At 52.1% G+C, this 14,473-nt stretch carries 11 protein-coding genes; 5 read left to right on the forward strand and 6 right to left on the reverse strand.

Annotated elements, in window-relative coordinates:
* Positions 1–420: 420 nt before the first annotated feature.
* On the reverse strand, positions 421–2,025 hold the full coding sequence (locus KDX31_16235) for an antiporter (protein UTW02867.1): 1,605 nt from the start codon (positions 2,023–2,025) through the stop codon (positions 421–423).
* A gap of 111 nt (positions 2,026–2,136) precedes the next feature.
* Positions 2,137–3,429: a NarK/NasA family nitrate transporter gene (locus tag KDX31_16240; GenBank protein ID UTW02868.1), complete on the reverse strand. Its 1,293-nt coding sequence runs from the start codon at positions 3,427–3,429 to the stop codon at positions 2,137–2,139.
* Between the two features lie 254 nt (positions 3,430–3,683).
* Between KDX31_16240 and KDX31_16245 the strand changes: the two genes are divergently transcribed.
* From KDX31_16245 to KDX31_16260, 4 genes are all read left to right on the forward strand, one after another.
* Positions 3,684–5,507: a type IV pili methyl-accepting chemotaxis transducer N-terminal domain-containing protein gene (locus KDX31_16245; protein ID UTW02869.1), complete on the forward strand. Its 1,824-nt coding sequence runs from the start codon at positions 3,684–3,686 to the stop codon at positions 5,505–5,507.
* A 9-nt stretch (positions 5,508–5,516) separates the two neighbouring features.
* Complete coding sequence (gene narL, locus KDX31_16250) at positions 5,517–6,182, forward strand: two-component system response regulator NarL (GenBank protein UTW02870.1); 666 nt, start codon at positions 5,517–5,519, stop codon at positions 6,180–6,182.
* A 702-nt stretch (positions 6,183–6,884) separates the two neighbouring features.
* Positions 6,885–8,357 (forward strand): NarK family nitrate/nitrite MFS transporter, encoded by a 1,473-nt coding sequence (locus tag KDX31_16255; GenBank protein ID UTW02871.1) that lies wholly within the window; start codon positions 6,885–6,887, stop codon positions 8,355–8,357.
* 84 nt (positions 8,358–8,441) lie between these two features.
* On the forward strand, positions 8,442–10,193 hold the full coding sequence (locus KDX31_16260) for a bifunctional protein-serine/threonine kinase/phosphatase (protein ID UTW02872.1): 1,752 nt from the start codon (positions 8,442–8,444) through the stop codon (positions 10,191–10,193).
* Positions 10,194–10,266: 73 nt separating this feature from the next.
* Here the strand turns inward: KDX31_16260 and KDX31_16265 are convergent, their stop codons facing one another.
* The 3 genes from KDX31_16265 to KDX31_16275 are packed head-to-tail and all read right to left on the reverse strand — an operon-like array spanning position 10,267 to position 12,902.
* Complete coding sequence (locus KDX31_16265; GenBank protein ID UTW02873.1) at positions 10,267–10,971, reverse strand: anaerobic ribonucleoside-triphosphate reductase activating protein; 705 nt, start codon at positions 10,969–10,971, stop codon at positions 10,267–10,269.
* Between the two features lie 16 nt (positions 10,972–10,987).
* Positions 10,988–11,137 carry an oxidoreductase gene (locus KDX31_16270; GenBank protein UTW02874.1) on the reverse strand — a complete coding sequence of 50 codons (150 nt, stop codon included), beginning with the start codon at positions 11,135–11,137 and terminating at the stop codon, positions 10,988–10,990.
* Positions 11,138–11,174: 37 nt separating this feature from the next.
* A complete protein-coding gene (locus KDX31_16275) occupies positions 11,175–12,902 on the reverse strand; it encodes a ribonucleoside triphosphate reductase (GenBank protein UTW02875.1) in 1,728 nt (575 codons plus the stop codon).
* Positions 12,903–13,057: 155 nt separating this feature from the next.
* On the opposite strand from KDX31_16275, the gene KDX31_16280 reads away from it, so the two are divergent.
* Entirely contained in the window at positions 13,058–13,543 is a 486-nt protein-coding gene (locus KDX31_16280) for an SCP2 sterol-binding domain-containing protein (protein UTW02876.1), read from the forward strand.
* A gap of 30 nt (positions 13,544–13,573) precedes the next feature.
* On the opposite strand, the gene KDX31_16285 is transcribed toward KDX31_16280, so the two are convergent.
* The gene (locus KDX31_16285; protein ID UTW05424.1) at positions 13,574–14,461 is read right to left on the reverse strand and encodes a U32 family peptidase; all 888 of its coding nucleotides are present in this window, start codon (positions 14,459–14,461) and stop codon (positions 13,574–13,576) included.
* Between the last annotated feature and the right edge of the window lie 12 nt (positions 14,462–14,473).

Raw genomic sequence — 14,473 nt, forward strand, 5'->3', positions numbered from 1 at the left:
AGAGAATAGAGAATAGAGAATAGAGAGACGACAGACTTGAGAATGAGGTAAGAGATGCTGGCAACGGCGCAACGCCACCCGGAAATAAACCTCAGGCAGGACGCCCGCCCAAACCTGTGACGACTTCGACGTACAGACAGCGGTAGCAACCTTAGCCGCACGATTAACGTGCTCCGCCACCAGCGACGGCGCGCCACAGGAGCACCCCACCAGCGCGTCAGACGGCACAGTTTCACCACTGAACCTGTACAACCTCTGGTATGGCCCCTCAGTCAGCAACTCAGTTAGTAGCTCAGTCGGTGGAATATGAGACACTGACAGACAACAACTCACAGCCGGAATCCGTCAGTGCCCGGACATTCAACAAGAAAAGGGGCCCGCAGGCCCCTTATACACAGTGTTTTTTACCAATATTAATGGCTACGGATTTTTATACTCAGCTTTGGGTCCCAGGTAGAACCACCAGTTCATCAGCAGACACAGCAGATAGAACAGCGCGAAGCCATAGAGCGCGTTTTCCGGTGTCGCAAGATTGATCTGTTCACCGAATACCTTAGGAATAACAAACGCCCCGTAAGCAGCTACCGCAGAGGTCCAGCCCAGCGCGGGACCGGCCTGTTCCTTATCAAACACCATCGCAATGGTACGGAAAGTAGAACCATTACCAATGCCTGTCGCGGCAAACAGCACCAGAAACAAGAGCAGAAACGGTACAAAGAACTCTTCCGGATTGGCAGACTGATACGCCGCCTTGAGGTAATAAGCCACTCCCAGAGCACTGGCAATCATGACAATCGCAACCACCTGAGTCACTTTAGCACCACCGACTTTATCGGCAATCCAGCCACCAACCGGGCGAATAAGGGCACCGATAAAGGGCCCCATCCAGGCGTACATCAATGCAGAAGGACCATTATTGTTGACGGTTTCATGGGTCATAATGCCATCGACCATCAGGTGCTGATAACCGAATACCACCTTAATCGCCAGCGCAAAACCGGCAGAATATCCGATAAAGCTACCGAACGTCATCGTGTAAATAACACTCATGATCCAGGTATGTTTATTATTGAAAATCTTAAACTGACGCTGCAGATTGGGCTTGATATCCCCGGGAACCATCTTCATCAGCACCACGGTCAACAGCAAAATACCCGCTATCACCGGCCACTTGGCAATTGCCGGTGCGCCCATCCCCACAGGGGCTGGCAAAATCACATACAGACCACAGGCCGCAGTAAAGAAACCGATCAGCAACAGACCGAGAATTTTGCCCATCGCCCCGGCGGAACTGCCCACATCCGGTGATACCGCCTCGGTTTTGATATTGTGCATACCAAACCAGCTCATCACCGCCAGTGGTATCAGAAACAACAGCCAGACATACCCGGCATTATGCACATAGGTTTCTGAGCCGGCCGGAATTTTTCCGATCAACGTCCCTGAGGTGTTTTCCAGAATCATGGCATCGCCACCAAAGATCCCGAACGTCATCACCAGAGGCACCAGAATTTGCATGGTGGTTACCCCGGCATTACCCAGCCCGGCATTCAGTCCAAGCGCCAGACCCTGCTGTCGCTTGGGAAAGAAAAAGCTGATATTGGACATAGAAGAAGCAAAATTACCGCCGCCGATCCCCGACAGAAACGCCAGCAACTGGAACACCCACAGTGGCGTATCCTTGTCCTGCAGTGCCAGCCCGGTACCAAACGCCGGCACCATCAGCAATGCGGTGGTGAAGAAGACAGTATTGCGCCCCCCGGCGATACGAATAAAGAAACTACTCGGAATCCTCAGGGTCGCACCGGTCAGACCGGCAATACCGGCCAGCGTAAACAGTTCCGCTTTCTCAAAGGGAAACCCCAGGTTAAGCATCTGTACGGTAATAATGCCCCAGTACAACCAGACAGCAAAACCACACAGCAGACTCGGAATAGAGATCCACAGGTTGCGATTCGCTACCCTCTTCCCTTCCTCTTCCCAGAACTTAGTGTTCTCGACATCCCATATTTTTAAATCAGACATAACTGACTCTCCAGACTGAAGCAGTCAGGAGGTCATCTCCTGCTGCCTTCGATTTCAAACCCTGTCTGCGGTGGCACAACACGGACTTCGTTGCCCTCGCCTGCCTACAAATCAGGCATCCAGGTTCTCGTGTAAAAAATTATTTCGGATCGCCTCCTGCAAACGATTCTGTTTATCCTGCAGGTTGATGCCGTAGTACATGACCGTCATGCACAGCGCCAACACCCCGTAAAGCAGCATGAAACAGGAGCTTCGAACCCCGAACAGGTCTGTCACCAGACCAAACAGAATCGGCAGAACAAACCCTCCGATCGCTCCCAGCAGTCCCACGGCGCCACCTACCGTTCCCATCCGGTCCGGGTAGTAATCGTAAACGACGCGAAACACACTGGCTTTCCCGAACCCCATAGCCACACCCACCACCATGATCAATACAGTAAACAGCCAGACCGGCATCTCCAGCAGAAACGTCATGTCTCCGTCGATGCCATGGATGGTCATCGTGGTAGGGGGATAGGAGAGAAAGAAAAGACAGAACAGGCAGACCCAGAAAACGCTCCAGTTGACCTGCCGTGCACCCAGATGGTCGGCACACCAACCACCGAGTATCCGGGTTAATGCCCCCGGCACTGTAAACAACAGCGTAATAAAGGAGGCTGTTTTCAGATCCAGCCCATAGTGGTGTACGTAGTAGTCCGGCAACCAGAGCGCCAGTGCGACATAGCCACCAAACATAAAAAAATAATACAAACCAAAACGCCACACCCGCAGTTCCAGCAGAGGCGTCAGAATCTCGCTCAGAGACAGGCTTTTATGTTGTTGGCTGCGGCTCTGATGCACCGGGTCATCCTGAGTCAACAACCAGAACAACAGTGCCAGCAGCACCAGCACAAAGGCATAGGCAATCGGGGCCATGCGCCAGCCATAGGCGATAATAATCAGCGGAGCCACCAGGTTGGTCAGCGCTGCCCCAAGATTTCCGGCGCCAAAAACTCCCATTGCCAGTCCCTGATTTTCCCGTGACGACCAGGAAGAGACATACTGAATACCAATAACGAAGGTGCTACCGACCAGTCCGATACATAATCCTAATAACAGGTATTGCCAGTAATACTGGGCATAGGCGAAGCCGTACAATGGAATACTCACCAGTAATACCACCCCCAGCATCAGTTGCCGCCCGCCATAACGTTCCGCCAGGATGCCCATCGGCAACCGTGCGAGCGCACCACTCAGGATCGGCGTGGCGATCAATAAGCCAAACTCAGTCTCGCTCAGTTGCAGATCCTCTTTAATCTGCAAACCAATCACGGAGATCAGTGTCCAGGTCGCAAAACAGGCGGCAAAAAGCAGGGTGCTCATTACCAAAGCTGATATCTGTTTTTGAGTTTCCTGGGCAGGCATGGGTCACTATCCGGGTTATAGGCTTACCGCTAAGCTAAACCTGCAACCCGAAGCGGGTATTGATCCAAATCAATACACAACTCACTGAAAAGTTTATGTTTTTCCTCTAATACCACTTTAGTGATACCACTAGTTATAGTTGTAACTTAATGTTTTAACTTGTATTTTTGATACTCTGATTCGATTCTTGAGAAACACCAGATGACGTATCGATTCTTTGTGAGTAGATTTGTTCTCTGAGGATAGAGACCCGCATGAATTTTCTGAAACAGTCCATCATCGCCCGTCTGGGCACCGCGATGTTCGCCATCAGCCTGATGGCACTCATCAGTATGATCAGCTCTGTCATCGTGGCCGAAAGCACTCAGGGAGACGCCACCGGTATCAACCTGGCGGGCTCATTGCGCATGATGTCGTATCGAATCATTGCTGAAGCGCAACAGCATGAGAATCAACCATCGGATAAAACCTTAACCCGCGTTCTGGAATCCATTGACGAGTTTGATCGCCGCATCAATGATAAAGTGCTGACCGACGTCATCCCAGGGGACAAGGACCATAGGCTGTATCAAATTTACCAGGCCCTGGCATCTGAATGGCGCAATGTACTCTCCCCTGACCTAAAGACGCAATTACAAACAGGCCCACAGGGAAGCACCAGAAACCAGAAACTGTTTGAGGACTTTGTGCCACGTATTGATCACATGGTCAGGTTACTGGAAGAGAGTACTGAATCTAAAATCAAACTACTCAGTCTGGTACAGGGTATCAGTCTGTTTATGACGGTCATGATCATCTTCATCGCCCTGTACGATATCAAGTGCAATGTGATTGAACCGCTTGGACAACTGTTACAGGCCTCTAAAGACGCCAGTGAAGGTAAGCTCAGCGCCCGGGTTTATTATCAGAGCGATGACGAACTGGGCCTGCTGGGTAAAACGTTCAATCACATGGCAGAAGAGTTGTCTAAAATTTATGCTGACCTGGAAAACCGGGTACAGCAGAAAACCACCCTGCTACGCGAAACCAACCAGCGACTGCAACTGCTGTACAACGCAACCCGGCGCTTTAACCGCGATGAAGATATTTGTCGTCGCCTGATGCCCGTTATGAAAGAGCTGGAAAAGACCCTTCCGGTCGGGCCGGTGAGCGTCACTCTGTGTGATCCCAACCAACACAGCAGTTACCGACAAATCACCACCCAATCGCTGGAACGGCCTGCTGACTGTATGCAGGAAAACTGCAACGACTGTCTCGTACCATCCCTGAATAACCAACCTCATCATTCAGCCAACTTTCCGATTCAGACCCGGGAAGCATATTTCGGCGAACTTACCATCGCTTATCCACCCTCCGCACCACCCAATGAAGAACAAACAACGCTGATAAAAACCCTGGTGGGTAATCTGGGAACCGTTCTCTCCCTGGAGCTGAAAGCCTCGCAGGAACAACATATGTCGCTGATGGAGGAACGGGCTGTCATCGCCCGGGAATTGCACGATTCGCTGGCGCAATCGCTCTCCTATCTGAAAATGCAGGTTGGCCGGCTGCAAATTCTGCGTAAAAAGCATCAGAGTGAACAACAGATCGATGACGTCGTTAATGAACTCAAGGAAGGCCTCAATAATGCTTACCGTCAGTTACGGGAGCTGCTGACAACGTTCCGCCTGACACTGGATCAGCCCGGGCTCAAGCCCGCTCTGGAGTCCACCATTAAAGAGTTTTCTGAACGGCTAAATTTTGAGATTCGGTTAACCTATGATCTGTTACCACACACACTGACCGCTAACCAGGAAATACATGTATTACAATTGGTGCGTGAGGCGCTGGCAAATGTGGTAAAACACAGTCAGGCTTCAGAGACCACCGTGCGGATCGTACAAAAAAACGGCTATCAGATAGAGGTCTGCGTAGAAGATAATGGCGTCGGACTGCCTGAAGATCAAAATCCTGCCGGCCATTACGGTATGGTGATAATGCAAGACCGCAGCGCCACGCTCAACGGCGAATTTAAAGTGGAAAATCGCAAACCCGGCGGTACCCGGGTACAGCTCAATTTTACCGCCAAACATAATTAAGAGGCAGTAATGATCACAGAAGATAATGACAACAACGGACCCGCATCGATTCTGCTGATAGATGACCATCCGCTGTTACGAAAAGGCGTAAAACAGCTGATCGAACTGGACAGTCAGCTTCTCGTCATCGGTGAAGCCAGTAATGCAGAAGAAGGCATTACCCAGGCGAAGCAACTGGAGCCTGACCTCATACTGCTGGATCTGAACATGCCGGAAATCAACGGCATTGAAACCCTTAAGCTACTGCGGGATGCCGGTGTTGCGTCCCGGGTTGTGGTATTTACCGTTTCTGACAATGAAGAAGACGTCATCGCCGCCCTGAAAGCCGGAGCCGACGGTTACCTGCTCAAAGACATGGAGCCTGAAGATCTGCTTAGCAACCTGAATCAGGCGGCTCTGGGTAAAATGGTGATCAGTGAACGCCTGTCTGCCATGCTGGCCCAGGCCCTGCAAAGTAATCGTAAACGGACCGGGCCGGATATAAGCAGCCTCTCCCCCAGAGAAAAGCAGATCATCAAGCTAATCGCCGGTGGGCTGCCGAACAAACTCATCGCCCGGAAGCTGAATATTACCGAGGGCACAGTGAAGGTACATGTGAAGCATCTGTTTAAAAAACTCAACCTTCGCTCAAGGGTTGAGGTGGCTGTATGGGCCGTTCAGGAAGGGCTGGGATAACGTTTATCTGGCTCCGGACACGCTTAACAGCCCGGACTATCAATCACTCAGCGACACCTTGCTAAACTCAGGTGGACGCGGCTGGCAATAGCCTGAACAAGCAACCTCTGCACAGGGCTGCCCGAATAAAAAAATCCCCCGAAACACAGGTAACGGGGGAGAAAGTACCTGTAAATTTGAGCCTGATATCGCTGCATACCGTTACTCCCCTCTGGCCTTTCAGTTCAATACCCGGCCTGAGGATGAGATTGCTTTTATGTAGCAACGCAAGAACAAGGCTAATCCCACCGCCCAGAAAAATAAATCACCCTGAAGAGATATCCTATCTACCCCCTATGCCCAGCCAGAGTTTGACTTTCATCATAGACAGCCGCTGCCACTTCTGACGGAATTACATGCTGTTTCTTATCCGCGCAGCACCAGCCAGATCCCGTTTTAGCGATGGATACCTCCTAAGATTCATCCCCGTCAAACAACCTTAAAAACAACGCTAAAAATCAATATAAATACCTATAAATCAAACACTTAAATAAAACAAAACGACCTACCACCAAGGGAGTATAGCGACCTGAGCGGATAATTGAGGCGCTCCAATGCGTTGACGTGCATCAACGGTTTTCTTCTCGGAAAAGCCTATTTTCTAACTTAATTTTAATCTCCAAACTTTTTCAGGGCAGAGGTCCATTCCTCAGGAGCAGTCAAATGTCCACTAATAAATTGCGTTTACTTAATTTTGGCGACCCCAAAATAAAAACTTTGCACGTCACCTGGTTTGCCTTCTTCCTGACCTTTGTGGTCTGGTTCAGTCACGCCCCGATGCTGGCCTATATTAAGGATGTATTCGGCCTCAGTAGTGCAGAGATCAAGGCACTGATGATACTCAACGTAGCACTCACCATTCCCGCACGCATAGTGGTCGGCACACTGGTAGATAAATACGGTCCCAGAATAGTCTATAGCATGCTACTGGTTGTCGGCGGAGGCATCTGTATCGGTTTTGCACTCGCCCAGACCTATGAACAGCTGGCGATCATGCGTTTTCTCAGTGGCTTTATCGGGGCCGGATTTGTCATCGGTATCCGTATGGTCGGTGAATGGTTTCCGGCGAAACAGGTCGGTGTCGCCGAAGGTATTTACGGTGGCTGGGGTAACTTTGGTTCAGCCGCAGGTGCCATGGCACTGCCCACCATCGCGCTGATGTTCGGCGGTGAGCATGGCTGGCGTTATGCGCTGATCTCTATCGGTATCATTGCCATGCTGTACGGTTTACTGTTCTACAAAATAGCCCGTAATACTCCGAAGGGGTCTACCTATTTCAAACCGAAAAAGCACGGCGGCCTGGAAGTCACCAGCAAGAAGGACTTTATTTTCTACATTCTGATGAACCTGCCGATGTATGCTGCCCTGGCGGTACTTGCCTGGAAACTGTCGCCCAGTAATATCGGCCTGCTGGATCAGTTCGCAACCTACGCCATCTATGTCGTTCTGGTGGTGCTTTTTCTGGTACAACTGCGGGCTATCTACCATGTAAATGCAGACAACCTTAAAAACGGAGTACCTGAAATTCAGCGCTACAAGTTCAAACAGGTGGCCGTGCTGGATGTAGCCTATTTCGTTACCTTTGGTTCCGAGCTGGCGGTTGTCTCTATGCTGCCACTGTTCTTTCTGGAAACCTTTGACGGGCTGGACCCTGTCAAAGCCGGACTGCTGGCCTCCGGATTTGCCTTTATGAATCTGGTGGCCCGGCCTACCGGCGGCCACCTGAGTGATACTATCGGAAGACGCAAAACACTGAGTATACTGATTATCGGCTTGGCCGCGGGTTACTTCGTACTGAGTCAGATCGACGGTGGCTGGTGGATTCCGCTGGCCGTCATCGCCACTATGGCCTGCTCATTCTTTGTGCAGGCGGGAGAAGGCGCCGTATTCGCGGTCGTACCATTGATTCAGCGACGGATGACCGGACAGATTGCCGGAATGGCCGGAGCCTATGGCAACGTCGGCGCGGTATGCTACCTTACCGTGCTGAGTTTCGTCGATTATTCCACGTTCTTTATGGTGATAGGCGCCTCCGCTGGCATAGTGTTCCTGCTGGTACAGTTTATGGACGAACCCAGTGGTCAGATGGCCGAAGTGTTACCGGATGGTACCGTGCAGCTCATCAATGTCGATTAACCCGGGGGCGGGAATTAGCGTTGCGATGAGGGTGCGGCTGACAACAGCCCACCCTTTCGCACTTAGACTGAAATGGCCGAAACGATGAATGATCTTGAATCGCAAACGATCTACCTGCAAGACAGTATTCAGCTGTCGGCGGGGCAGCACAGCGATCAGGGACGTAAGGCACGTAACGAAGATTGTCTGGGCTTTTTCCAGCCGCAAGGCAACCTGCTGACCACCAAAGGGGCTGCTGCCGTGATCGCCGATGGCGTCAGTACGGCCGAAGCCGGTGCCGAAGCCGCGTTCTACTGCGTGCAAGAGTTTCTCAGCGATTATTTTGACACCCCGGATATCTGGACCGTTGGTAAGTCTGCGCAAAAGGTGCTGACATCGATCAATCGCCTTCTCTATTCCCGCAGTCATGAATATCTGACCACCTCCCGGGGGCATATCTGTACGCTCTCGGTGCTGGTTATCAAATCCAGAACGGCTCACCTGTTCCATATTGGCGATAGCCGGATCCACCTTATTCGCGACAATGAACTGGAACTGCTGACCGAAGACCATACCACCCAGCTGAATCGTCAGGATAGTTGCCTGGCCCGTGCCATGGGCATGGATACGCATCTGGAAATTGACTACCGCGCTGTGGAAGTCAAACAGGGGGATCTGTTTCTCCTCACCACCGATGGTGTTCACGATAGTCTGGCGCCGGCGATGCTGAAACAGTTATCGCTGTCCTCGGAGGATTTGCAAAATAACTGTGAGGCGCTGGTGCAAGCCGCCTATGACGCAGGTAGCAGCGACAATCTCAGTTGCCTGCTGGTGCGGGTGGATCAGTTAAATGATGATTCTCTGAATCAGATGACCGATCGTCTTACCCTATTACCCTTCCCTCCTGAACTGGAGCCGGGTATGAAGATTGACGGCTACCTGATTGAAGAGGAGCTTTATGCCAGTAATCGCAGTCAGCTATACCGGGTACGTGATCTGGAAACTGATCAGACCTGGGTAATGAAAACCCCCTCGCGTAATTACGAAGACGATACCGCCTATATTGAGCGCTTTATCATGGAGGAATGGGTCGGCAGCCGTATCCACAGTCCCCATGTGGTTTCGGTTCATATCCCCAACCGGGCCAAAACCTTTCTCTACTACCTGATGGAGTTTATCGACGGTGTGGCACTGGATACATGGATCAGCCAGAACCCGTCACCGAAACCGGCCCTGGCGATTCAACTGGTCAAACAGATCGCCGAGGGACTGAAGGCATTTCATCAGCGTGAAACCCTGCATCAGGATCTCAAACCGAGCAATATCATGGTGCGTCCTGACCACAGCGCAGTCATTGTGGATTTTGGTTCAGTCTTTGTCGCCGGTATCAATGAGATCTTCGTGCCCCTACAACGTGACCGGATTCTGGGCACGATGAACTACTCCGATCCGGTATTCCGCCTGGGCCAGAATACCGGCATCAAGGGCGATATGTTTTCCCTTGCCGCGATTACCTACGAAATGTTCACGCATAAACTCCCTTTTGGCAATGCCTTGGAAAACTGTGATAACCCTCAGCAACTACAAAAACTCAATTATATTCCGGCCGACCGCTACAACCCGATTATTCCTGTCTGGTTTGACCGTGCCCTGGAGAAAGCGTTAATGATAGATCCGACACAACGCTACGACAGCATCAACCAGATGATTCAGGATCTGACCCAACCCAATCCTGATTTTCTGGTACCCCGGGAGAAAGAACAGAAAACGCCCAATGCGTTGCTGTTCTGGCAGCTGATGTCACTGATGTGGTTTATGACGGCCCTGTTCACGTTAATCGCGTTCTGGCTAAAGTAACCCCTTACATCAATAGCGCGTCCGCTAAAATCGCTGCGCCACTCTGGCTGACAGCTAAAAAGTTGCAGACCGGTTATCCCCGCCACTCAAATACGGTAAACAATGACTCCAGCGCCTGGCGCAGCTCCGTCAGTTGCCCGGTAGCCAGACTAACCGGTCGTTGCAGCCGGGGATCAAGACAGTTATTCCCATGACTGATCTGCAGAGCATAGCGGGTCACCCCCATCGCTGCCAGCTGTCGTGCCAACAGGAGAACATCTTCAGGCTGCAGCAACTGCCAGCTCACGGTTGTCCGACACTCAAAAGCAATGCCGGACGCCAATAACAGCTGTAACGACTGGCGGTTTTTGAAAGCCTGATTATGACGCCCGGTCACCCGGGCATACAGATGGGACGGCGCCTTTACATCCAGCCCGATCCAATCCAACTGACTCAGTACTGCTTTCAGGCGGGAGGGCTGCACACCGGCAGTGTGCAGCCCCACTTTATAACCCCGTTGTTTCACGTTCAGCATCGCTTCGCGCAATCCCGGCTGCAGGGTTGGCTCGCCGCCACTGAACACCACGGCTTCGAGTAATCCCTGTCGACGCTTGAGAAAATCATCAATATCACTCCAGCTGAGGGGCTCCGTATCGGTTTGGAAAGGAATCAGTTCCGGGTTATGACAATAACCACAACGCAACGGGCAGCCCTGTGTATACAGCACACACGCCAGATGATCCGGAAAGTCGATGGTGGTTAGCGGCGTCATACCACTGACCTGAAGACCTGCTGCCATGATGCGCTCCGATGGGTTAGGGTTTTTCGCTAAAATGGCGACGTTCTTTGTGCTCTGACTGCTTACCGACGTTGAACTGCGACACCGGACGATGATAGCCCATCACCCGGGTCCAGATTTCACATCGCTGACGTTCTTCGGTTTTCAGTACGTATGCTGCATTCATGGTCATGCTCCTTGGTATAGTGATAGCCTGGCCACTATTAGACACAGGCGCTTGCTTGCTTTGCTTCTGAGAGTTTTTGTTGCATCCGCTCGGCATCACAGCGCGGACAGAATTCGTGTTCCCCTGCCAGATAGCCGTGCTGCGGACAGATGGAGAACGTCGGCGTAATCGTCAGGTATGGCAGCGCAAAACGAGTCAGCGACTGTTTCACCATCTGCTTGCAGGCACGGACGCTGGAGATCCGCTCGCGCATATACAGATGCAATACAGTGCCGCCGGTATAGCGGGTCTGCAGGTCATCCTGCTTTTCCAGCGCCAGAAACGGATCATCGGTATAACCCACTGGCAACTGACTGGAGTTGGTATAATACGGATGCTCCCGCGTACCCGCCTGGAGGATATCCGGCCAGCGCTTTTGGTCCTCGCGGGCAAAGCGGTACGTCGTGCCTTCCGCCGGTGTGGCCTCGAGGTTGAACAGGTGTCCGGTGTGTTCCTGAAATTCCGTCAGCCGCTGATTAATATGATCCAGCAAACGCAACGCCTGCGCCTGTCCTGAATCACTGCTTATATCCAGCGTATCCTGACTGAAGTTGCGCAGCATCTCATTGATACCATTAACCCCGATGGTGGAAAAATGGTTCCGCAGGGTTCCCAGATAGCGTTTGGTATAGGGGAACAACCCTTCGTCCATCAGTTGCTGGATACGCTGCCGCTTCAACTCCAGCGAATCCCGCGCCAGCAGCAACAGGTGATCCAGCTGCTGATACAGCTGTTCCCAGTTACCCTGGTAGCGATAGCCCAGCCGGGCACAGTTAATCGTCACCACGCCGAGGGAACCGGTCTGCTCCGCTGAGCCGAACAGACCATTGCCCCGCTTCAGCAGTTCCCGCAGATCGAGTTGCAGACGACAGCACATCGAGCGAACCATATTCGGCTCCAGATCTGAGCGGATAAAGTTCTGGAAATAGGGCAGACCGTATTTAGCCGTCAGTCCAAATAACAGATCCGCATTGGGGCTGTCCCAGTCAAAGTCCCGGGTGATGTTGTAGGTCGGTATCGGGAAGGTAAACACCCGGTCTTTAGCGTCGCCCGCAGCCATCACTTCCAGATAGGCACGGTTGATCATATCCATTTCCCGCTGCAGTTCACCGTAGGTGAACGGCATCTCCTCGCCTGCAATGACCGGAACCTGCTGCTGCAGGTCTTCCGGACAGTGCCAGTCGAACGTCAGATTGGTAAACGGAGTCTGAGTCCCCCAGCGTGACGGCACATTAAGGTTGTAGATCAGCTCCTGTATCGATTGCAGAACCTGTTCATAGCTGAGGTTATCTTTACGGATATACGGGGCCAGATAAGTATCGAAGGAACTGAACGCCTGAGCCCCGGCCCATTCGTTCTGCAGAGTGCCGAGGAAATTAACGATCTGACCGATAGCACTGCTCAGATGTTTTGGCGCCCCACTCTCCAGTCGTCCGGGAATACCGTTCAGGCCTTCATACAACAGGGTCCGCAGGGACCAGCCTGCACAATAGCCGGAAAGCATATCCAGATCATGGATATGCAGATCCCCTTCCCGGTGTGCCAAACCGATCTGCGGGGTATACACCTCGTTCAGCCAGTAATTGGCAATCACCTTGCCGGAGACATTCAGAATCAGACCACCGAGCGAATAGCCCTGATTGGCATTGGCATTAACCCGCCAGTCACTGCGTTCAAGATATTCATCAATGGTACTCCTTACAGCAACGCTATCATTCCTATCCATACTTCGCCTCACACAACATGCAGTATTATCTTTTAATATCTAACACAATATATAGTGCATTATGTGTAATCACGCCCCTCTATAACCTTGACAGATATCAAGGGCATAAACTTTTTTTTCGCTTACTATCGGATAAACACTACCGGAGTCATACCATGCCGTTCTTGCCTCAACTGCCCCACCCCGCCCGGGTGATATCCCTGACCGGATTATTTCAACGCTGCCAGTCGCATATCCCGTTTCGCCTGAAGCAGGCGCTGCTGCAGCCGCTGCTTAATCGCCTGTTCCGGGAACAACTGCAGGACGGAGAGTTTGACTTTCTCGAGGGGCGGCTGCTGGGACTGGAAGTCAAAGATCTGGGTATAACACTGGCATTCGGCTGTCATGACGAACAAATACGGGTAGTACCCGCGGATCGGCCGGATGCCTGGATTCGTGGTAACAAAGGGGACTTTATTCAACTGGCGAACCAGGCGGAGGACCCTGACACCCTGTTTTTCCAGCGCCGCTTGTCGATTGAAGGCGATACAGAACTGGGACTGGCAGTCAAAAACCTGCTGGACAGTGTCGACTGGTGTGAGATGCCAGCGCTATTTCAGCGCAGTCTGAAACTGATGCAACAATTCCAGAGCGGTAGCTGAACCACCGCCCTGACTCCTTCATAAAAACAGTTACTCCACTCGATTCATACCGGGCTGACCATACCAGTAACCGTTGCACTGACTGGCATTTAACAGTGGAATAGTGTCCGGGGTGTCGCCCTGAAGGCGATCACTGAAGCGCTTAATCACCTCCACCATTCCCCGCTGTTGCGGACTGAGACGCACCCGACTGACACCCATCTGTGACATCCGATCAAGCTCATGTTCCAGATTATACAAGCCACTGGAGAGGGTCTGAACGCCATTCATACTGAACAATTCGGTACCTTCCTGAGAGCGCACCTGAATACCGTCGGGATATTCGATGCAGCAGAAGTTACAATTATCCTTCGGCAGGTTGCGGTAGCGGGCGGTGAAGCAGCGGGCCGCATAGGCCAGCGGCAGACAGCCATAGGCAAACACTTCGGTCTCCAGCTTCGTTAGCTGGCCATCATCCGCAACGCCTCGCAACAAAGTATCCAGCGTCTGTGCGGACAGCTCCACCGGCATCACCCAGCGCCGCATACCGCTGGCATACAGCCGTTTCAGCGCTGCCAGATTGTAGATATTGATCGACGGGCCGGTGATAAAAGGCACGCCCTGCTGACTGAGTAAATACACCGCCGCCATATCATTGGCTTCGACCATAAACTCACCGTTATCACAAATCCGGCGCAGCATTTTCAGCTCGGACTCCGCCTCCAGCAGCGCCAGACTGGATAATACCACCCGTTTACCGCAGCCAGTCAGATCGCGACCTATCTCCAGCCAGTCATCCAGTTTCAGCTGGCGCCGCTTGGAACAGACAGTCTCTCCCAGATAGATGGTATCCAACGGCTGCTCGGCCATCTCTGCGTAAAAATTATAAACATCCTGCTTCGGCCAGAAATAAAGCAAAGGCCCCAGTGACAAGCGCATGGTGTGTTCCAT

The organism is Amphritea atlantica (genome assembly GCA_024397875.1).
Taxonomy (GTDB): domain Bacteria; phylum Pseudomonadota; class Gammaproteobacteria; order Pseudomonadales; family Balneatricaceae; genus Amphritea; species Amphritea atlantica_B.

What these genes read in the sequence shown, in the direction of transcription:
- KDX31_16235 (UTW02867.1), bottom strand. Translation starts at nt 2,025, where the DNA reads ATGTCTGATTTAAAAATATGGGATGTCGAGAACACTAAGTTCTGGGAA.
- KDX31_16240 (UTW02868.1), bottom strand. Translation starts at nt 3,429, where the DNA reads ATGCCTGCCCAGGAAACTCAAAAACAGATATCAGCTTTGGTAATGAGC.
- KDX31_16245 (UTW02869.1), top strand. Translation starts at nt 3,684, where the DNA reads ATGAATTTTCTGAAACAGTCCATCATCGCCCGTCTGGGCACCGCGATG.
- narL (UTW02870.1), top strand. Translation starts at nt 5,517, where the DNA reads ATGATCACAGAAGATAATGACAACAACGGACCCGCATCGATTCTGCTG.
- KDX31_16255 (UTW02871.1), top strand. Translation starts at nt 6,885, where the DNA reads ATGTCCACTAATAAATTGCGTTTACTTAATTTTGGCGACCCCAAAATA.
- KDX31_16260 (UTW02872.1), top strand. Translation starts at nt 8,442, where the DNA reads ATGAATGATCTTGAATCGCAAACGATCTACCTGCAAGACAGTATTCAG.
- KDX31_16265 (UTW02873.1), bottom strand. Translation starts at nt 10,971, where the DNA reads ATGGCAGCAGGTCTTCAGGTCAGTGGTATGACGCCGCTAACCACCATC.
- KDX31_16270 (UTW02874.1), bottom strand. Translation starts at nt 11,137, where the DNA reads ATGAATGCAGCATACGTACTGAAAACCGAAGAACGTCAGCGATGTGAA.
- KDX31_16275 (UTW02875.1), bottom strand. Translation starts at nt 12,902, where the DNA reads ATGGATAGGAATGATAGCGTTGCTGTAAGGAGTACCATTGATGAATAT.
- KDX31_16280 (UTW02876.1), top strand. Translation starts at nt 13,058, where the DNA reads ATGCCGTTCTTGCCTCAACTGCCCCACCCCGCCCGGGTGATATCCCTG.
- KDX31_16285 (UTW05424.1), bottom strand. Translation starts at nt 14,461, where the DNA reads ATGCGCTTGTCACTGGGGCCTTTGCTTTATTTCTGGCCGAAGCAGGAT.